Consider the following 18,286-nt stretch of genomic DNA (forward strand, 5'->3'; position numbering starts at 1 on the left):
TGCAGCGTTAGCAGCCCTGCATCACGGTGAGTAGTCAGCACACTGCGTTATACAAGAAGTAGCAATGCATCCATAGCTCAGCTGGATAGAGTACTCGGCTACGAACCGAGCGGTCGGAGGTTCGAATCCTCCTGGATGCACCATTTTATTTAAGAGTGAAACCCTGTGGGCTGGCATGTTGTAAAGTTTTTCGCCAACACAAAGGAAGGTAACGTCGTTCACGACGACACATGAGGCTTAGGTCATAGCCGAATGTTCTTCCGGGTGACATCATTTCTTAATGAGTGGTCGTGATTTTCTTCAGTATCTCCTCAGGTTTGTCGCTTTATCTCCCCCGATAGTGTTACCCCGCAGAAAACTGCGTCGCTTTACCCTTGCATCCATAGCTCAGCTGGATAGAGTACTCGGCTACGAACCGAGCGGTCGGAGGTTCGAATCCTCCTGGATGCACCATATTCTGAAAAGTGGCAGGCTACTCTGTAGTAGCCTGCTTCTGAAGTCTGTAAAATCAACATGCCTTACCCCTGCATCCATAGCTCAGCTGGATAGAGTACTCGGCTACGAACCGAGCGGTCGGAGGTTCGAATCCTCCTGGATGCACCATATTCTGAAAAATGGACGTCTCTTTGAGTGGGCACCGTGTAGAGCTCTTACCGCCAGCACAAGGAAGAATAAGCGCGTTCGCGACGGCTCTTCCGGGGAAGGCGAAGCCGAATCATCCTCCTGACTTCCCCCTCATCGACTTATTCTCTTCGCTTGTTTACTGCACATCCTTCTTCAGGATCATCATTTTAAAGCAAATTTTCCTGCGCTTTATCTCACGCATTTATCTGATAATCAAAATCCCTCTATATTTCAAGGCATTTGCTGATCCATACCAGCAGCGACAACACGGGTGCTTTACGCTAAAGTAATCGTTCCGTGATCAGAATGGATGCGCGAATGTACGATGCTTACGACGGTTTGATCTTCGATATGGATGGCACCCTCCTCGATACCGAGCCAACACACCGTAAAGCCTGGCATCAGGTGCTGGGAAAATATGGTATGACCTTCGATGAAGCCGCCATGGTGGGGTTGAATGGTTCACCTGCATGGCACATTGCACGGGTGATCCTTACCCGCCATCAAAGCGATCTCGATCCTTACCGGCTGGCGGAAGAAAAAACGGCGCTGCTCAAAACGATGTTGTTTGATAGCGTACAGCCGCTCCCGCTGGTTGAGGTGGTCAGAGCGTACAAAGGGCGTCGCCCGATGGCCGTGGGCACCGGCAGTGAGCATTCAGTGGCCATCGGCCTGTTACAGCATCTTGGCCTGCTCAATCATTTTGATGCGATTGTCGCAGCAGATGATGTTAAACGTCATAAGCCAGAACCTGATACATTCCTGCGCTGCGCTGAGTTAATCGGCGTACCGCCTGCACGCTGTGTGGTGTTCGAAGATGCTGACTTTGGTCTTCAGGCGGCCTGCGCGGCCGGCATGGATGCCGTGGATGTCCGACAGCTGTGAGTGAATGGTTCGCTTACGGTTCAATGTTTGCCAGCAGTTTTCTGAGTGCCACGCTACTGCCGGGCAGTTCAGAAGCCTTACTGGTGGGGTTACTACTGGCAGGGAAGGTCTCTGTCAGTATGGTGGTCCTTGTTGCCGCGCTGGGGAATACGCTGGGCGGTCTGACCAACATCGTGATTGGTCGCCTGCTTCCCGTAAAAAGTCAGGGGCGATGGCACAACACAGCAACGGCGTGGCTGCACCGATTCGGGCCTGCTGCGCTGCTTTTTAGCTGGTTACCCGTGATGGGTGACCTGCTGTGCGTTCTTGCTGGCTGGCTACGTTTCGCCTGGCTGCCGACGGTGATTTTTCTCGCCATCGGTAAAACCTTGCGTTATGTGCTGCTGGCAGCCGCAACACTACAGGGCATGGAATGGTGGCATTGATTCGCTTTAAGGCGGCGCTGCGATTAACATTATGCTGAACAATAATAAATTTTTCTCTGAGCGGGAGGTCAATTTGATCCCGGACGTATCACAGGCGCTTTCCTGGCTGGAAGCTCATCCTGACGCACTTAAAGGTATTGGTCGCGGTATTGAGCGCGAAACGCTGCGCGTCATGCCGGATGGGCACCTTGCCACCACCGGACACCCGGCTTCTCTTGGTTCCGCTTTAACCCATAAGTGGATCACCACTGACTTTGCAGAAGCACTGCTGGAATTTATCACACCGGTCGATCAGGATATTGATCATCTGCTGGCATTTTTACGCGATATCCACCGCCACGTTGCCCGTGAACTGGGTGAGGAGCGTATGTGGCCGATGAGCATGCCGTGCATGATCGATCCCCACCAGGATATCGAACTGGCACAATATGGCCGTTCCAATATCGGCCAGATGAAGACGCTGTATCGCCAGGGGCTGAAAAACCGCTATGGCGCACTGATGCAGATTATCTCGGGCGTACACTACAACTTCTCGCTTCCGCTCTCTTTCTGGCAGGCGTGGGCAGGGGTAGCCGATGCTGAGAGCGGTAAAGAGGCCATCTCAGATGGCTATCTGCGCCTGATCCGCAACTACTACCGTTTTGGCTGGGTAATTCCGTATCTCTTCGGGGCGTCTCCGGCCATCTGTTCCTCCTTCCTGCAGGGCAAAGAGAGTGCGCTGCCGTTTGAACGAAGCGATAAGGGAATGCTGTCATTGCCTTATGCCACCTCGTTACGTCTCAGCGACCTGGGGTATACCAACAAATCCCAGAGTAACCTCGGTATTACCTTCAATAACCTTCCTGACTACATCACTGGTCTGAAAGCGGCGATCAAAACGCCTTCAGAAGAGTTTGCGGCCATGGGCGTCAAAGATGAGCAGGGTAACTGGTTACAGCTGAATACTAACGTGCTGCAGATTGAAAACGAGCTGTATGCGCCTATCCGGCCCAAGCGCGTCACCCGCTCCGGGGAAGCGCCTTCTGATGCATTACAGCGCGGGGGCATTGAATATATCGAAGTTCGCTCACTCGACATTAACCCGTTTTCCCCGATAGGTGTCGATGCCAATCAGGTGCGCTTCCTCGACCTGTTCCTGATCTGGTGTACGCTGGCTGATGCTCCTGAGATGAACAGCGCAGAGTTGGCCTGTACGCGTAAGAACTGGAACCGGGTGATCCTTGAAGGACGTAAACCTGGCCAGACCATCGGCATGGGCTGTGAAGAGTCTCAGCATCTGCTGGTAGATGTGGGTAAGGCGTTGTTCAGCGATCTGCGCCGCGTGGCGGAAACGCTCGACAGCCAGAGCAACGAACATCACTATCAGGACGTGTGCGACCGTCTGGTGGCGTCATTTGACGATCCCGACCTGACCTTCTCTGCACGATTCCTGCAGACGCTGAAAGAGAACGGCATCGGTGGTGCCGGTCTGGCGCTGGCAGAACAGTATCGTGCTCAGTTAAGCGAAGAGTCTTATGAAGTGCTGACAGAACAGCAGTTTAGCGATGAAGCGCAGCGATCTAAGGTGAGTCAGCAGGACATTGAAGAAAGTGATACGCTTGACCTGGAAACCTTTTTGCAAGGTAAGCGTTAAGCGGCACAAAAGAAAAAGGCCACATTACTGTGGCCCAAATTACATCTCTGTTGTCAGGGATGAGATGATGATAACAAATGCGCGTCTTTCATATATTCAGACGTACATAGTTTGAAAAAGTTTCATCGGTTCAAAAATAAATTCATTAGTTGAGGTAACAAGTATGCCATTGCTGGATAGCTTTACCGTCGATCACACCATCATGGCCGCTCCCGCCGTGCGCGTAGCCAAAACCATGAAGACCCCTGCGGGTGATACCATCACCGTATTCGATCTGCGTTTTTGCCGCCCGAATATCGAGATCCTGACCGAACGTGGTATCCATACTCTGGAGCACCTGTTTGCAGGCTTTATGCGCGATCACCTGAACGGCGACGGCGTAGAAATCATTGATATTTCGCCAATGGGCTGCCGTACTGGTTTTTATATGAGCCTGATTGGGACGCCGGACGAGCAGCGCGTGGCAAAAGCATGGAAGGCCGCGATGGCTGACGTGCTGAAGGTAAAAAACCAGAGTGATATCCCTGAGCTGAATATTTATCAGTGCGGGACCTGCGAGATGCATTCACTGGATGAAGCGCAGGATATCGCGCGCAACATCATCGACAACGACATTCGCGTTAACCGTAACGATGAGCTGGCGCTGCCGAAAGAGAAGCTGAAAGAGCTGCACATCTAGTTGGTGTGTCTGGTCGATTGAAAAAAGGCCGGCCCCTGCGGTATGCAGGGCCGGCCTTTTTTTTAACCCACTGAACCCATTACGCTTACGACCCCACTGATTCCTTCAGCGACGTCTGCGGGGTGATGCGAACCTGCTTGATCATGTTGTCCTGCACGTCGAGAATATCGACGGCGTAGTGATCGATTTGCACCGTAGTGTTGGCCAACGGGATATCCTGTAAGGCTTCCAGAATCATGCCGTTAATGGTGCGGGCTTCTTCTTCCGGCAGCGTCCAGTTAAAGGCTTTGTTCAGCTCACGCACGTTAGCGCTGCCTTCAATTAATACCGAACCGTCATTCTGCGGCATCACCTCTTCAGCCAGCGAAGGGGACATTGAAGTCGTGAAATCACCGACAATTTCTTCCAGAATATCTTCAATGGTCACCAGCCCCTTAATGTCACCGTACTCGTCGATCACCAGACCCACTTTTTCCTTATTGCGCTGGAACTTAACCAGCTGCACGTTAAGCGGTGTCCCTTCAGGCACAAAGTAAATCTCATCTGCCGCACGTAGCATCACCTCTTTGGTGAACTCTTTTTTCTCGGTCATCAGGCGATAGGCTTCGCGCACCCGCAGCATGCTCATGGCATTGTCGAGAGAGTCGCGGTAAAGCACAATGCGGCCGTGCGGGGAGTGAGTGAGCTGGCGCACGATGGACTTCCAGTCGTCGTTGATGTTGATGCCGACAATTTCATTACGCGGCACCATGATGTCATCAACGTTGACTTTTTCCAGATCGAGCACGGACAGCAGCATATCCTGATTACGGCGTGACATCAGCGATCGTGACTCGTACACAATCGTGCGCAGCTCCTCTTTGCTCAACGCGGCACTGGCTGCGCCATCGCTTCTGATCCCCACCATACGCATCAGCATGCGGGTAATGGTGTTTAGCAGCCACACCAGCGGCATCATTACCACCTGCAGCGGGCCCAGCAGTAAGCTACTGGGGAAGGCCACTTTCTCCGGGTAGAGCGCGGCAATGGTTTTCGGCAATACCTCAGCGAAAACCAGCACGAGGAAGGTCAGAATACCGGTAGCAATCGCCACGCCGGCATCGCCATACAACCGCATTCCGACAATGGTCCCCAGCGCGGAAGCCAGGATGTTGACCAGATTGTTACCAATCAGCACCAGGCTAATCAGGCGGTCAGGACGGCGCAGTAATTTTTCGACACGACGGGCGGCACGGTCGCCATTTTTAGCCTGGTGGCGCAGTTTATAGCGGTTGAGGGTCATCATGCCGGTTTCAGAACCGGAGAAGTACGCTGATACTAAAATCATAATGACCAGCGTAACGATGAGGGTCGTGGTTGAAACGTGTTCCAAGGGAAATCCTTGTGGTGATCAATCAGGAGGTAAGAAAATGCTGCAACATGCGGCTACCGAAATAGGCCATGGTCAGTAAGAAAGCGCCGCCGCAGTTAAACCACACCACGCGGCGACCGCGCCAGCCTTCATGGTAGTGGCCCCATAGCAGTACGATATAGAGGAACCACGCCAGAATAGAGAGTACGGCTTTGTCGATATTTTCCCGACTGAACAGGTCCTGCATGTAGAACAGGCCGGTACAGAGCACCAGCGTCAGCAGGACAACGCCTATCTGCGTGATATGGAACATTTTACGTTCAATGGTCATCAACGGAGGGATGTCCGTGTTGAACGCCAGCTTCTTATTCTTCAGCAGCCAGTCAATCCACGCCAGCTGTAAGGCGTACAGCGCGGCAATAATCAGCGTGGCATAGGCAAAGAGTGCAAGGCCGATATGCACCATCATACCCGGCGTGGTTTCCAGGTGAGTGATAAAGGCGTTGGGCACGAACGTCGCAAATGCCAGATTGATCAGCGCAAAGCTGTAAACCACAGGCAGCAGGATCCAGCCACGGTTACGCGAGGCGACAATGGTCATAATGGCGCAAATCAGCAGGCTCACCAGCGAACCAATATTCAGCAGGCTCAGATTCTGCCCGCCGTCCGGCCCGAAAATACGCTGCTCCAGCGCTACCGCATGGCACACCAGGGCCACCACAGCTGACAGAACCGCCAGCCGACGCCAGGTGCTGTTTTTCCGCAGCAGACTGGGAACGATAAGTGCAAGGCTGAATGAGTAGGCAAGTAGCGCCAGAATCGCAATGACAGACATAGATTTCGTCAGGTACAGACCAGATAAGAAAAAAGTCAGTATAGCGCCAGCGGCTGCTGGCTCCAAACGATCTCATCGCATATGGCTGAGATCCCGCCATCTCTATGTTATAATCCGCGCCATTGTGTCGCTGAGGCGGCCTCTCATTACGTTGAGCGAGAGACGATGTTTGATAATTTAACCGACAGACTGTCGCAGAGCCTGCGCAATATCAGCGGCCGCGGGCGTCTGACAGAAGACAATATTAAAGACACGCTGCGCGAAGTTCGCATGGCGTTGCTGGAAGCAGACGTTGCGCTGCCGGTCGTTCGTGACTTCATCGGGCGCGTTAAAGAGCGCGCTGTCGGTCATGAAGTGAACAAAAGCCTGACCCCGGGTCAGGAGTTCGTCAAGATCGTGAAAAACGAGCTGGTTGCCGCCATGGGGGAAGAGAACAACACTCTGAACCTGGCCGCTCAGCCGCCAGCCGTGGTGCTGATGGCCGGTTTGCAGGGTGCGGGTAAAACTACCAGCGTCGGTAAACTGGGGAAATTCCTGCGTGAAAAGCACAAGAAAAAAGTGCTGGTGGTGTCCGCCGACGTTTATCGCCCGGCGGCGATTAAACAGCTGGAAACCCTGGCCGAACAGGTCGGTGTTGATTTTTGTCCATCAGATCTCAGCCAGAAACCGGTCGATATCGTTAAGAGCGCGCTGCAACAGGCGAAGCTGAAATTCTACGACGTACTGCTGGTGGATACCGCCGGCCGACTGCACGTTGATGAAGCGATGATGGACGAGATCAAACAGATCCACGCCGCGATTAATCCGGTAGAAACGCTGTTTGTCGTCGATGCCATGACGGGGCAGGATGCCGCTAATACGGCCAAAGCGTTTAACGAAGCGCTGCCGCTGACGGGTGTGGTCCTGACCAAGGTCGATGGTGATGCCCGTGGTGGTGCGGCACTGTCGATTCGCCATATTACCGGTAAGCCGATTAAATTTATGGGTGTCGGTGAAAAGACCGAAGCCCTCGAACCGTTCTATCCGGACCGTATTGCCTCGCGTATCCTCGGCATGGGCGACATGCTGTCGCTGATCGAAGATATCGAAAGCAAGGTAGACCGTGCTCAGGCAGAAAAGCTGGCCAGCAAGCTGAAGAAGGGGGATGGCTTCGACCTGAACGACTTCCTCGACCAGCTGAAGCAGATGCGTAACATGGGTGGTATGGCCAGCCTGATGGGCAAACTGCCGGGCATGGGGCAACTGCCGGATAACGTTAAATCGCAGATGGATGACAAAGTGCTGGTGCGAATGGAAGCGATGATCAACTCAATGACGCGTAAAGAGCGTGAAAAACCTGAGATTATCAAAGGCTCCCGTAAGCGCCGCATTGCCACAGGTTCAGGTATGCAGGTGCAGGACGTTAACCGCTTATTGAAGCAGTTCGACGACATGCAGCGCATGATGAAGAAGATGAAGAAGGGCGGTATGGCGAAGATGATGCGCGGCATGAAAGGTATGATGCCGCCGGGCTTCCCTGGCCGTTAAGCCAGCCGGAAAATCACTCAGGCGAATTAGATTGCTTTTTGCGCCAAAATGAGTAAAATTTTCGGGCTTTTTATATTGCATCCGGGCCCCGTTCCCTCAATGGGGCCCGGCTGTTTTATTAACTAAAGAGGATGTTATGGTAACAATTCGTTTGGCACGTCACGGCGCTAAAAAGCGTCCGTTTTATCAGGTAGTCGTAACCGACAGCCGTAATGCTCGCAACGGTCGCTTCATCGAGCGCGTTGGTTTCTTCAACCCGATCGCTTCAGGTCAGGCTGAACCACTGCGTCTGGATCTGGACCGCATTGAGCACTGGGTTGGCCAGGGCGCTACTCTGTCTGATCGCGTTAACGCGCTGATCAAACAAGCTAAGAAAGCAGCTTAATCTGTCACGGTGGTCAACATGAGCAAGCAACTCACCTCGCAGCCTCCCGCTAACCCGTTAATTCTGGGGAAGATGGGCTCGGCTTACGGTATTCGTGGTTGGCTCAAAGTGTTTTCCTCCACCGAAGACGCCGAAAGCATTTTTGACTATCAGCCGTGGTTTATCCAGCGGGCGGGTCAATGGCAGCTTGTCGAGCTGGAAGGCTGGAAGCGCCACAATCAGGACATGATCATCAAAGTCAAAGGCATTGACGATCGTGATGCTGCGGGTCTGCTGACGAATTGCGAAATTGTCGTAGGCTCAGAGCAACTGCCGGAACTGGATAGCGGTGACTACTACTGGAAAGACCTTATGGGCTGCCAGGTGGTAACCACTGAAGGGTACGAACTGGGTAAAGTCATCGATATGATGGAAACCGGTTCGAACGACGTTCTCGTCGTGAAGGCAAACCTGAAGGATGCATTTGGTGCGCAGGAGCGGCTAATTCCGTTCCTCGATGAACAGGTTATCAAGAATGTCGATCTCACTACTCGTACCATTAAAGTAGATTGGGATCCTGGTTTTTGAGCTCCGAACAAAACGGTAATACTCCGGCGCAAAGTATGTGGATTGGCGTAATCAGCCTGTTTCCTGAAATGTTTCGCGCAATTACCGAATACGGAGTAACTGGTCGGGCAGTAAAAAATGGCCTGCTCAACATTCAGAGTTGGAGTCCTCGTGACTTCGCTCATGACCGGCACCGTACCGTGGATGAACGTCCTTACGGCGGCGGACCGGGAATGTTAATGATGGTACAACCCTTACGGGATGCCATCCACGCAGCAAAAGCGGCGGCAGGAGAAGGGGCCAGGGTGATTTATCTGTCACCTCAGGGGCGCAAACTCGATCAAGATGGGGTTTGTGAGCTGGCGACCCACCAGAAGTTAATTCTGGTCTGTGGTCGCTATGAAGGGATTGATGAGCGTGTAATCAAAACCGAAATCGATGAAGAATGGTCGATTGGGGATTACGTACTCAGCGGTGGCGAGTTGCCAGCGATGACGCTGATTGACTCAGTATCCCGGTTTATTCCGGGGGTGCTGGGAAAACAGGCGTCAGCCGAAGAAGATTCGTTTTCTGACGGTTTGCTGGATTGCCCCCACTACACCCGCCCTGAAGTGTTAGAAGGGATGGAAGTACCGCCAGTTTTACTGTCGGGTAACCATGCTGATATTCGCCGGTGGCGCCTGAAACAGTCGCTGGGCCGTACCTGGCTTAGAAGACCTGAACTTCTGGAAAACCTGGCTCTGACTGAAGAGCAAGCAAAGTTGCTGGCTGAGTTCCAACGGGAACACACCCAGGCAACAAAACGATGATACGGTTGAACGGGCATAGCGCTTAGTTCACCTTAACTATCAGTTTACCCAGGATAAGAGATTTAATTATGAGCAACATTATTAAGCAGATCGAACAAGAACAGTTGAAACAGGACGTACCTTCATTCCGTCCGGGTGATTCCGTGGAAGTGAAAGTATGGGTCGTTGAAGGTGCTAAAAAGCGTCTGCAGGCATTCGAGGGCGTGGTTATCGCTATTCGTAACCGCGGTCTGCACTCTGCATTCACTGTTCGCAAAATTTCTAACGGCGAAGGCGTTGAGCGTGTATTCCAGACTCACTCCCCGGTAATCGACACGATTACTGTGAAACGTCGTGGTGCTGTGCGTAAAGCCAAACTGTACTACCTGCGTGAGCGTACTGGTAAGTCTGCACGTATCAAAGAACGTCTGGGCGCTTAAGCGACATCTGATAGTTAATAGCAATAAAGGGGCTGACCAGCAGGTCGGCCCCTTTTTTATCGTCTTTTGCCGACAGCGTAACGGAATGACACTTTCTGCCTCCTGCCTGCCGCTAAAAAAAATTAAAAGCCGTTTGCCGCTGATTTTTAAGCTGATCTAAAACAAAATCCGCGTATGTTTGAGTGATCCCTCCCTTGCCAGGAATTCTTTTTGCTATGCGTTCTTCGCCCAGCCCTTCCACCGGCGTGTCGATGAAAATTGCCGGTGCCCTGACCTCAACGCTGATGATGGCCTGTGTCAAAGGACTTGATGGCGGTATTCCAGTCGGAGAAGTCATCTTCTTTCGTTCCTCCGTGGCGCTTATCCCGCTGTTTATCTGGCTGTGGTGCCAGGGGAATATTCTGGATGGTATCCGGACGCGTAACGTAAAAGGACATTTTATACGCGGGCTGGCAGGGACGGGCGGGCTGTATTTTAGCTATCTGGCCCTGATCTATATCTCCCTGACCGATGTCACGGCGATCAACTATGCGGCTCCGCTGTTTACGGTAATTATGGCGGCGATTTTTCTGCGGGAGAAAGTGAAGTATCACCGCTGGGTAGCAGTGATCGCCGGGTTTGCCGGGATTCTGGTGATGCTGTCCGGCCAGCTGTTCTTTTCTTCTGGAGGGGCTTTCACCACGGTAAGCTGGCTGTCGACGCTGGGCATGGTGCTGGCCCTGATGGCGGCAGTCTGCATTGCCACAGCCTCCATCCAGATACGCTATCTCAACGGTATTGAAAAGCCGGGGGCTATTGCATTCTGGTTTGCTATCACCACCACGCTAACCTCGCTGCTTACACTGTGGTTCGGCTGGTCAGTACCCAGTGGCAGGCAGCTGCTGTTACTTCTGGGCTGTGGTCTGTTAGGCGGGATCACCCAGATTTTACTCACTCTGAGTCTGAAATACGCAGATGCCTCCCTGCTGGCACCGTTTGACTACAGTACGCTGCTGTGGTCGGTGTTTATCGGTTATCTGTTCTGGGATACGCTCCCGGAGTCTGCCACCATTGTAGGCGCAGGTCTGGTGGTTACCGGCGGCGTCATCTCAATGTATTTTGAACGGCGTCAACGTCGGGCGATCACGCCGTTGAATGTCAGCGGCTAACGACGTATATCCATAGCGATAACCCAGGGCTGGCCATGAGGTCGGCCTTTTTAGTTTTTTTCAACATGATGACGAATGTTTCACAGAATGTTAGGATATTTCTTAACTTAAGAGAGGAATAACCCGGATGACAGGGCCAGAGTGAGGGCCGGGGCTGCAGAGGTTTCATGGCGAAAAGATATGTACTGCTACTGTCGATCCTGCTGGGTGTCATCAGTTTACCGTTAAGAAGTGAAATGTCGTCTGTAAAGCCAGAGGGGGCTTCAGCGTCTGACGTGCGCCAGACGGTAGCCGGTATGATCAGTTATACCCGCTGGCCTCATCTGAACGGCTTACCCCGGTTATGTGTTTTCCGGTCCGCTCACTATGCTTCAGTGCTGATCAGCGCCTCTGTCCAGCATCCCCCCGCTGTGTGGAATGCCGTTCAGGTCGATGATGTGCAGCAGGCGCTGACCTCGCAGTGTGATGTCCTCTATTTTGGTCGTGAATCCTCACATCAGCAGGTTGAACTGATTAACAGCTATCAGCCACGGCCCCTGCTGACCATTGCCGAACAAACCCCTGATTGTGCAGTCGGTAGTGCATTCTGCCTCAAGTTTATTAACCACCGCGTCAGTTTCTCGGTCAATCTCGACTCACTGGGTCGAAGCGGCGTTCGGGTGCATCCCGATGTATTAATGCTGGCCTCTTCAGGGAGTGAAAGACATGGATAAATTTTCAGCAGAGAAGAGCAGGCCCAGCTTTCGTAAAATGCTGGCACGTATCAGCGTGATCAGCGCGGTGACGACAATGATCGTCGCCTGGCTGTTTATCTCTGCCACCTCAATGCTATCGTTTCGCCAGTACGCCGACAAGAACCTGCAGCTGCTGGCCTACACCGTCAGCCACAGTCTGGAAGCCGCAGTCGTCTTTGGTGATGGCAACGCGGCAATGGAAACGCTGGTGGAGCTGGGTAAGCAGGGGCAGTTTTCTTCGGCTATTGTGGCAGACAGTAAAGGTAAGGTACTGGCGCACTGGGGACAGGATAATGAGCACTCGCTGCGTGCCGATCCGCTGGCCCGGCTGGTTTCTGGCTGGTTGTTCCCGAAACCCGTTCAGCAACCGATCCTGCACAACGGGGCGCAAATCGGCACTATCACGCTGACCGGAGAAGACGCCACCGTGACCGATTTTGTTTATCGTTCCTTAAGCGTACTGACCCTCTGCCTGCTGCTCGCCTCGGTAGTGGCATTTCTGCTGACCCGTCATCTGTTCAGCGGCCTTATCGCCGCCTTAAGAAACATGACAGGCGTGGTGCATGACATTCGTGCGACGCGTAATTTCTCGCAACGGGTTCCCCCGTCCAAAATCGATGAGCTGCACGTTTTCGGTGAGGACTTTAACAGCCTGTTGAATGAGATTGAGAAATGGCAGCGGCGTGAGAAAAAAGAGCGCGATTCACTGCTGAAGCGTGCGTTACACGACCCCCTTACCGGATTGGCAAATCGCTCAGCCTTCCGCAGCGCGCTGGACAGCGTGCTCAGTGACAGTGAGCGCAAGACGCATACCGCACTGTTGTTTATGGATGGCGATAATTTCAAAGATATCAACGACACCTGGGGACACGCTGCCGGGGATGAAGTGTTGATGGCGATAGCCGGGCGACTGCTTGAGTGCGCGGCTAACACCTATCTGGTATGCCGCTTTGGCGGAGATGAGTTTGCCATGATCCTCGATGAGGTGAATCACCATGAGGATATCGAGAGGGTAATCGATACCATCACTATGCGGATGGCCGAGCCGATCGTTCTTAACTCCGGTGAGTCTGTCGTCATGACGTTAAGTATTGGTTACGCAGTGGCCAGTCAGGCGGCAACGGCAGAAGGCATTATGGAAGCGGCCGATCGCAGTATGTATCTGGAGAAACAGCAGCACCATCAGCGTGCGGCTGGCTAATAAGAATCAGGAGAAAGACGATGAAGATATTACGCGTGATGGCTGGCGTGCTGTTGGCTCTGGTGCTGGCGGGGTGCCAGACTGCGCCGCAGGGTAAATTTACGGCAGAACAGATCAGCGCTATGCGCGCCCAGGGCTTTACCGAAGTCCCGGAGGGGTGGATGCTGGGGATCTCGGAAAAGATTCTGTTTGGTAAAAACAAGGCTGAACTGACGCCGGAAAGTGTGGCAACCGTCCAGCGCATGGCAAAAACGTTGTCCGCCAGTGGCCTGCGTCATGCCCGTCTTGATGGCCATACTGATAACTACGGTGACGAGAAGTACAATGAGGCACTTTCGCTGAAGCGTGCCAACGTGGTAGCCGATGCGTGGGCCAGCGGGGCCGGCGTGACGCGCAGCAATATTACCACGCGCGGCCTGGGTGCCCGTGACCCGGTGCAAAGCAATAAAACCTCGCAGGGCCGTGCGGAAAACCGTCGGGTCGCGGTGGTTATCAGCGCTCCCTGACACTGGTGTTGCCATGCCGCTCGCTGGCTGACCGGATATGCCGGCGAGCGGCATCACTAGCTGGCGGCGCGGAGCAGTTCGACGACCAGCGGGGAAAGTTCGTTGCGCAGGGCAGCCCGTTCGGACTGGAACAGGGTGGCAGCATAAAATTTGTGCTCGGGCAGCTCAATTGCCCGGACATCCCCCTCCCGGTCGTAAGCGGTGATCTGCAGCGGATAACGTTTGAGGTCGGCCACAAAATCCGCATTGACACCATAGTTACAGTGATATCCTTCACTGATCTCCGTCCTTCCGTAAGCCCGCGCCAGCAGTGTATCCGGTTCAATGACGATATCGCCGGTTTTTTCAACCAGCGAACAGGTTAATGGTGCAATCACCAGACGCCCACCGCTGTCAGTTTCAGCATGTCCGGCATCGCTCCAGCCCATCACATTGCGTGCATATTCCACAATGGCGTACTGGAACCCCCCACAGGAGCCCAGAAACGGGATATTGTTTTCACGGGCGTAGCGAAGAGTAAGGAAGGCACCGTCATCGTTGACATACGGGCTGCCGGGGATCAGCCAGAAAGCATCGTAATCCAGCAAAGCGCGACGGTCAGTAATCGCGGCGGTCGGCAGCCAGTGTGATGTGACATCAAGGTTTAAGAAATTTGCAGCAAGCGTGATGGCTTTAGGGATGGCCTGATGCGAAACGGCATTGGCGCGGTAGTCACCAACCAGAGCTAAACGAACCATGAGTATGTCCTGTGCAGGTAAAAAAGGATGCTACTGCACTGCGGCAATACTGGCAAGACGCCAGCGTTATTCGTATGCTGGAAAATTGCCACCGCAAGGAGAACGATGTGACGCAGAGAACCAATCAGTACGGCCAACCCGTTGGCGAGCCACTGCCTTACTGGCAGCCTGTTCCCGTCCCGCAAGCCACCATGATGGTCGGGCTTTACTGCCGGCTGGAACCTCTGGATACCGCACGGCACGGCGAAGATCTTTACACCGCCTTTGCCTCCGCGCCCGACGACAGTGACTGGACATGGCTGACGGAAGATCGGCCCGGCTCACTGGCTGCCTTTCAGGTCTGGCTCAGCCAGCGTGCGGCAGAGCCCGGGTTTGTGACCTTTACCATTATCTGTGCAAAGCGCAATAAACCGGTCGGGCTGGTATCGTATTTGCGGATTGATCCGGTCAATGGATCGCTGGAGATCGGCGGAGTGACCTGGTCCCCCCTGATGAAACGCACGGTAACAGGCACCGAGGCCCTGTGGCTGATGCTCAATAATACCTTTACCCTTGGCTATCGCCGCTGTGAATGGAAGTGTGATGCTCTCAATGCGCCTTCGCGGCAGGCGGCACTCCGTCTCGGTTTTACTTACGAGGGAACCTTCCGTCAGGTGATGGTGCGTAAGGGACGTTCACGGGATTCCCACTGGTTTTCTATCATAGACAGCGAATGGCCGGCGGTTAACCAGGTGCTGACCCGGTGGCTGTCGACAGAGAATATCGATGCCAGCGGACAGCAGCGCCAGTCACTGGGCAGCCTGATGCGGGCGCTGAAGCCGGTAGATGGCGGTATTGACCGGCCCGCTGTCTAATACAATCAGGCCGTAACGAACGGCCATCAGCTCTGCGCCAACGCTGGTGGCCACCGCACGGCTGGCGATATTATTCTCAGCCGCAAGAATTTCGATAACATCGATGTCAGGCTGTTTAAAGGCTTCTTCAGCGATCAGCCGCACAGCCTGACGGGCAACGCCTTTTCGCTGTTCGCTGCTGCGTACCCAGTAGCCCAGTGCGGCCGGAATGCCTGGCTCCGTACTGTAGCGCAGACCCACCCCGCCCAACAGGCGGCCATCCCCGGCAAACAGGCCTGACTCACTAGCGGCCCCCTGACGACGTTGCCAGTGCGTGTAGCTGAACCAGCGACGGGCTTCGTCCGGCGTATAACCCTCATGGGCCCAGACCATCCAGGGTTTCAGGCTTGCCACTGATTCCTGCACGGCGTCAGCAAAGGCTCCGGCATCGGCATGTTCAAAAGGTCGTACGATGATTTCCATTATGCTCTCCGGTAGCGGCCTACAGGCCGGAAGTATAGATCGTTCCAGCCACACGGGCAGTGTTAACAGGACGAGAGGGAACAGGGTAGAATTGAGTGTAATTATTTATTTACAGATTGGTTAATGGTGTTGGTTTGTGTGTTTTATTTATATCATTGTTTTGCATGGTAAATGATAAATTTTTTGTTGTTGTTTGATTGAGTGGTAATAAAAGTGTACAACATGCGATTGTGTTATGTACGCATTCTGGTACAGTTGTCAGCAACCTCAATGAGGATCCCTTTTAAACGAATCACCCAGGATAACGATCATGCAAAAAGATGCGCTGAATAACGTTCATATCGCTGACGAACAGATTCTGATTACCCCGGAAGAGCTGAAAAAACAGTTTCCGCTGAACAGCGTACTGGAAGGGCAGATCGCCGCTTCACGCCAGACCATTTCTGACATTATCAGCGGTAAAGATCACCGTCTGCTGGTGGTCTGCGGTCCCTGCTCAATTCACGATCCTGAGGCCGCGCTCGCCTATGCCCGCGACTTAAAAGCCCTTGCGGACCAGGTTGACGATCAGCTTTACATCGTGATGCGCGTCTATTTTGAAAAGCCGCGGACGACGGTGGGCTGGAAAGGTCTGATCAACGACCCGCACATGGATAACACCTTCGATATGGAAGCGGGTCTGCATATTGCGCGTCAGCTGCTGTTGAACCTGGTCGAAATGGGACTGCCCCTGGCCACAGAGGCACTGGATCCTAACAGCCCGCAGTATCTTGGCGATCTGTTCAGCTGGTCAGCGATTGGCGCACGGACGACGGAATCGCAGACACATCGTGAAATGGCTTCCGGTCTGTCCATGCCGGTGGGCTTTAAAAACGGCACCGATGGCAGCCTGGGCACGGCGATCAATGCGATGCGCGCAGCAGCAATGCCGCACCGTTTTGTGGGGATTAACCAGGCAGGGCAGGTATGCCTGCTGCAAACGCAGGGTAATCCGGACGGACACGTGATCCTTCGCGGTGGTAAAAGCCCGAATTACGGCCCGAACGATGTGGCCCAGTGTGAAAAAGAGATGCAGCAGGCGGGACTCCGTCCTTCCTTGATGATAGATTGCAGTCATGGCAATTCTAACAAAGATTTCCGTCGCCAGTCCGGCGTGGCTGAGTCTGCTGTTGCGCAGATCAAAGATGGTAACCGTTCCATTATTGGCCTGATGCTGGAAAGCAATATTCACGAAGGCAACCAGTCTTCCGAGCAGCCGCGCAGTGATATGCGCTACGGTGTTTCAGTGACCGATGCGTGCATCAACTGGGAAACGACTGAACACCTGCTGCGTAATATTCATCAGGATTTGACCGGGGTACTGGCGGCGCGTCTGTCGCAAGAGGGTTAACGAGTTATGGTGGCTGAACTGACCGCGCTACGCGATCAAATAGATGTAGTGGACAAAGCGCTGCTGGACCTGCTGGCAAAACGACTGGCGCTGGTGGCCGAAGTGGGCGAGGTCAAAAGCCGCTACGGATTACCGATTTACGTCCCCGAGCGTGAGGCCACCATGCTGGCGTCGCGCCGGGCAGAGGCTGAAAAGTTGGGTGTTCCCCCGGATCTCATCGAGGATGTGCTGCGCCGAGTGATGCGGGAATCCTACACCAGCGAAAACGATAAAGGCTTTAAAACGCTTTGTCCTGAACTGCGTCCGGTGGTGATTGTGGGCGGTAAAGGTCAGATGGGGCGTCTGTTTGAAAAGATGCTCACGCTGTCGGGTTATCAGGTGCAGATCCTTGATAAAGGGGACTGGGATAACGCGGAAGCGATGCTGTCCAATGCGGGTATGGTGATCATCAGTGTGCCAATCCATCTGACCGAGCAGGTGATCGGTCAGCTGCCGCCGCTGCCGCAGGACTGTATTCTGGTTGATCTGGCATCGGTAAAAAACAAACCGCTGCAGGCGATGCTGGCGGCTCACGCCGGACCTGTTTTAGGATTACATCCGATGTTCGGTCCCGATAGCGGCAGCCTGGCAAAGCAGGTTGTGGTGTGGTGTGATGGGCGTCAGCCGGAAGCGTATCAGTGGTTCCTGGAGCAGATTCAGGTGTGGGGCGCGCGCCTGCACCGCATCAGCGCAGTGGAGCATGATCAGAACATGGCATTTATTCAGGCACTGCGTCACTTCGCGACTTTCGCTTACGGCCTGCATCTGGCGGAAGAAAATGTGCAGCTCGACCAGCTGCTGGCACTTTCGTCACCGATCTACCGGCTGGAGCTGGCAATGGTCGGACGGCTGTTTGCACAGGATCCTCAGCTCTATGCGGATATCATCATGTCGTCAGAAAATAATCTGGCGCTGATCAAACGCTATTATCAGCGCTTTGGTGAGGCGATTAAGCTGCTTGAGCAGGGTGATAAGCAGGCGTTTATTGACAGTTTCCGCCGCGTGGAGCACTGGTTTGGTGACCATGCCCAACGTTTCCAGGCAGAAAGCCGCACGCTGCTGCGCCAGGCGAACGACAGCAGGGCATAACAACGCTT

General features: G+C 53.8%; 20 protein-coding genes and 3 tRNA genes. 19 read left to right on the plus strand and 4 right to left on the minus strand.

What is annotated here, in order from left to right; translation table 11 throughout:
- Positions 1-66: 66 nt before the first annotated feature.
- The 7 genes from IFU29_RS11355 to luxS all read left to right on the plus strand — a co-directional run bounded on the left by IFU29_RS11355 (position 67) and on the right by luxS (position 4,246).
- A tRNA-Arg gene (locus tag IFU29_RS11355) sits at positions 67-143 on the plus strand.
- Between the two features lie 233 nt (positions 144-376).
- Positions 377-453, plus strand: a tRNA-Arg gene (locus IFU29_RS11360).
- Between the two features lie 73 nt (positions 454-526).
- Positions 527-603, plus strand: a tRNA-Arg gene (locus IFU29_RS11365).
- A gap of 339 nt (positions 604-942) precedes the next feature.
- The gene (gene yqaB / locus IFU29_RS11370) at positions 943-1,509 is read left to right on the plus strand and encodes a fructose-1-phosphate/6-phosphogluconate phosphatase (RefSeq protein ID WP_191934019.1); all 567 of its coding nucleotides are present in this window, start codon (positions 943-945) and stop codon (positions 1,507-1,509) included.
- 23 nt (positions 1,510-1,532) lie between these two features.
- A complete protein-coding gene (locus IFU29_RS11375; protein ID WP_194710716.1) occupies positions 1,533-1,934 on the plus strand; it encodes a YqaA family protein in 402 nt (133 codons plus the stop codon).
- Between the two features lie 31 nt (positions 1,935-1,965).
- Positions 1,966-3,567, plus strand: coding sequence for a glutamate--cysteine ligase (gshA, locus tag IFU29_RS11380; protein WP_191934021.1), 1,602 nt, complete (start codon positions 1,966-1,968; stop codon positions 3,565-3,567).
- Between the two features lie 163 nt (positions 3,568-3,730).
- Positions 3,731-4,246, plus strand: coding sequence for an S-ribosylhomocysteine lyase (gene luxS, locus IFU29_RS11385; RefSeq protein WP_062744165.1), 516 nt, complete (start codon positions 3,731-3,733; stop codon positions 4,244-4,246).
- Between the two features lie 85 nt (positions 4,247-4,331).
- Here the strand turns inward: luxS and IFU29_RS11390 are convergent, their stop codons facing one another.
- Together IFU29_RS11390 and IFU29_RS11395 are read right to left on the minus strand one after the other, a co-directional pair.
- Positions 4,332-5,618 carry an HlyC/CorC family transporter gene (locus IFU29_RS11390; protein WP_191934022.1) on the minus strand — a complete coding sequence of 429 codons (1,287 nt, stop codon included), beginning with the start codon at positions 5,616-5,618 and terminating at the stop codon, positions 4,332-4,334.
- A gap of 22 nt (positions 5,619-5,640) precedes the next feature.
- Positions 5,641-6,432: a cytochrome C assembly family protein gene (locus IFU29_RS11395; RefSeq protein WP_191934023.1), complete on the minus strand. Its 792-nt coding sequence runs from the start codon at positions 6,430-6,432 to the stop codon at positions 5,641-5,643.
- A gap of 165 nt (positions 6,433-6,597) precedes the next feature.
- Here IFU29_RS11395 and ffh point away from each other — a divergent pair, with 165 nt between their 5' ends.
- The 9 genes from ffh (at position 6,598) to IFU29_RS11440 (ending at position 13,707) form a co-directional block, all read left to right on the plus strand.
- On the plus strand, positions 6,598-7,959 hold the full coding sequence (gene ffh / locus IFU29_RS11400; RefSeq protein WP_062744162.1) for a signal recognition particle protein: 1,362 nt from the start codon (positions 6,598-6,600) through the stop codon (positions 7,957-7,959).
- Between the two features lie 136 nt (positions 7,960-8,095).
- Entirely contained in the window at positions 8,096-8,344 is a 249-nt protein-coding gene (rpsP, locus tag IFU29_RS11405) for a 30S ribosomal protein S16 (RefSeq protein ID WP_004155935.1), read from the plus strand.
- A gap of 18 nt (positions 8,345-8,362) precedes the next feature.
- A complete protein-coding gene (gene rimM / locus IFU29_RS11410) occupies positions 8,363-8,911 on the plus strand; it encodes a ribosome maturation factor RimM (protein ID WP_062744161.1) in 549 nt (182 codons plus the stop codon).
- A 35-nt stretch (positions 8,912-8,946) separates the two neighbouring features.
- A complete protein-coding gene (gene trmD / locus IFU29_RS11415) occupies positions 8,947-9,699 on the plus strand; it encodes a tRNA (guanosine(37)-N1)-methyltransferase TrmD (protein ID WP_187510490.1) in 753 nt (250 codons plus the stop codon).
- Between the two features lie 68 nt (positions 9,700-9,767).
- Entirely contained in the window at positions 9,768-10,118 is a 351-nt protein-coding gene (gene rplS / locus IFU29_RS11420; RefSeq protein ID WP_062744160.1) for a 50S ribosomal protein L19, read from the plus strand.
- Positions 10,119-10,333: 215 nt separating this feature from the next.
- Positions 10,334-11,266 carry a DMT family transporter gene (locus IFU29_RS11425; protein WP_191934024.1) on the plus strand — a complete coding sequence of 311 codons (933 nt, stop codon included), beginning with the start codon at positions 10,334-10,336 and terminating at the stop codon, positions 11,264-11,266.
- 167 nt (positions 11,267-11,433) lie between these two features.
- The gene (locus tag IFU29_RS11430; protein ID WP_062744158.1) at positions 11,434-11,979 is read left to right on the plus strand and encodes a YfiR family protein; all 546 of its coding nucleotides are present in this window, start codon (positions 11,434-11,436) and stop codon (positions 11,977-11,979) included.
- Positions 11,972-13,201: a diguanylate cyclase DgcN gene (dgcN, locus tag IFU29_RS11435; RefSeq protein WP_191934025.1), complete on the plus strand. Its 1,230-nt coding sequence runs from the start codon at positions 11,972-11,974 to the stop codon at positions 13,199-13,201. Before IFU29_RS11430 ends, dgcN begins: the two co-directional genes overlap by 8 nt.
- 20 nt (positions 13,202-13,221) lie before the next feature.
- A complete protein-coding gene (locus tag IFU29_RS11440; RefSeq protein WP_191934026.1) occupies positions 13,222-13,707 on the plus strand; it encodes an OmpA family protein in 486 nt (161 codons plus the stop codon).
- Positions 13,708-13,763: 56 nt separating this feature from the next.
- Here the strand turns inward: IFU29_RS11440 and IFU29_RS11445 are convergent, their stop codons facing one another.
- A complete protein-coding gene (locus IFU29_RS11445) occupies positions 13,764-14,444 on the minus strand; it encodes a CTP synthase C-terminal region-related (seleno)protein (protein WP_191934027.1) in 681 nt (226 codons plus the stop codon).
- Positions 14,445-14,551: 107 nt separating this feature from the next.
- Here IFU29_RS11445 and IFU29_RS11450 point away from each other — a divergent pair, with 107 nt between their 5' ends.
- Positions 14,552-15,298, plus strand: coding sequence for a GNAT family N-acetyltransferase (locus IFU29_RS11450; RefSeq protein ID WP_191934028.1), 747 nt, complete (start codon positions 14,552-14,554; stop codon positions 15,296-15,298).
- Here IFU29_RS11450 and IFU29_RS11455 read toward each other — a convergent pair.
- On the minus strand, positions 15,233-15,760 hold the full coding sequence (locus tag IFU29_RS11455) for a GNAT family N-acetyltransferase (RefSeq protein WP_191934029.1): 528 nt from the start codon (positions 15,758-15,760) through the stop codon (positions 15,233-15,235). The two genes, IFU29_RS11450 and IFU29_RS11455, sit on opposite strands and share 66 nt — an antisense overlap.
- A 310-nt stretch (positions 15,761-16,070) precedes the next feature.
- On the opposite strand from IFU29_RS11455, the gene IFU29_RS11460 reads away from it, so the two are divergent.
- Both IFU29_RS11460 and tyrA read left to right on the plus strand, forming a co-directional pair.
- Positions 16,071-17,150 (plus strand): 3-deoxy-7-phosphoheptulonate synthase, encoded by a 1,080-nt coding sequence (locus tag IFU29_RS11460; RefSeq protein ID WP_191934030.1) that lies wholly within the window; start codon positions 16,071-16,073, stop codon positions 17,148-17,150.
- A gap of 6 nt (positions 17,151-17,156) precedes the next feature.
- Positions 17,157-18,278 (plus strand): bifunctional chorismate mutase/prephenate dehydrogenase, encoded by a 1,122-nt coding sequence (tyrA, locus tag IFU29_RS11465; RefSeq protein WP_062744152.1) that lies wholly within the window; start codon positions 17,157-17,159, stop codon positions 18,276-18,278.
- Positions 18,279-18,286: the final 8 nt, after the last annotated feature.

The sequence above is a fragment of the Erwinia persicina genome, from assembly GCF_014838825.1.
Classification (GTDB): domain Bacteria; phylum Pseudomonadota; class Gammaproteobacteria; order Enterobacterales; family Enterobacteriaceae; genus Erwinia; species Erwinia persicina_A.

Coding starts and splice junctions, on each gene's coding strand:
- rimM (WP_062744161.1), top strand. CDS start 8,363: ATGAGCAAGCAACTCACCTCGCAGCCTCCCGCTAACCCGTTAATTCTG.
- IFU29_RS11395 (WP_191934023.1), bottom strand. CDS start 6,432: ATGTCTGTCATTGCGATTCTGGCGCTACTTGCCTACTCATTCAGCCTT.
- trmD (WP_187510490.1), top strand. CDS start 8,947: ATGTGGATTGGCGTAATCAGCCTGTTTCCTGAAATGTTTCGCGCAATT.
- dgcN (WP_191934025.1), top strand. CDS start 11,972: ATGGATAAATTTTCAGCAGAGAAGAGCAGGCCCAGCTTTCGTAAAATG.
- ffh (WP_062744162.1), top strand. CDS start 6,598: ATGTTTGATAATTTAACCGACAGACTGTCGCAGAGCCTGCGCAATATC.
- IFU29_RS11445 (WP_191934027.1), bottom strand. CDS start 14,444: ATGGTTCGTTTAGCTCTGGTTGGTGACTACCGCGCCAATGCCGTTTCG.
- luxS (WP_062744165.1), top strand. CDS start 3,731: ATGCCATTGCTGGATAGCTTTACCGTCGATCACACCATCATGGCCGCT.
- gshA (WP_191934021.1), top strand. CDS start 1,966: ATGCTGAACAATAATAAATTTTTCTCTGAGCGGGAGGTCAATTTGATC.
- IFU29_RS11455 (WP_191934029.1), bottom strand. CDS start 15,760: ATGGAAATCATCGTACGACCTTTTGAACATGCCGATGCCGGAGCCTTT.
- IFU29_RS11460 (WP_191934030.1), top strand. CDS start 16,071: ATGCAAAAAGATGCGCTGAATAACGTTCATATCGCTGACGAACAGATT.
- rplS (WP_062744160.1), top strand. CDS start 9,768: ATGAGCAACATTATTAAGCAGATCGAACAAGAACAGTTGAAACAGGAC.
- tyrA (WP_062744152.1), top strand. CDS start 17,157: ATGGTGGCTGAACTGACCGCGCTACGCGATCAAATAGATGTAGTGGAC.
- IFU29_RS11425 (WP_191934024.1), top strand. CDS start 10,334: ATGCGTTCTTCGCCCAGCCCTTCCACCGGCGTGTCGATGAAAATTGCC.
- IFU29_RS11375 (WP_194710716.1), top strand. CDS start 1,533: ATGTTTGCCAGCAGTTTTCTGAGTGCCACGCTACTGCCGGGCAGTTCA.
- yqaB (WP_191934019.1), top strand. CDS start 943: ATGTACGATGCTTACGACGGTTTGATCTTCGATATGGATGGCACCCTC.
- IFU29_RS11440 (WP_191934026.1), top strand. CDS start 13,222: ATGAAGATATTACGCGTGATGGCTGGCGTGCTGTTGGCTCTGGTGCTG.
- rpsP (WP_004155935.1), top strand. CDS start 8,096: ATGGTAACAATTCGTTTGGCACGTCACGGCGCTAAAAAGCGTCCGTTT.
- IFU29_RS11430 (WP_062744158.1), top strand. CDS start 11,434: ATGGCGAAAAGATATGTACTGCTACTGTCGATCCTGCTGGGTGTCATC.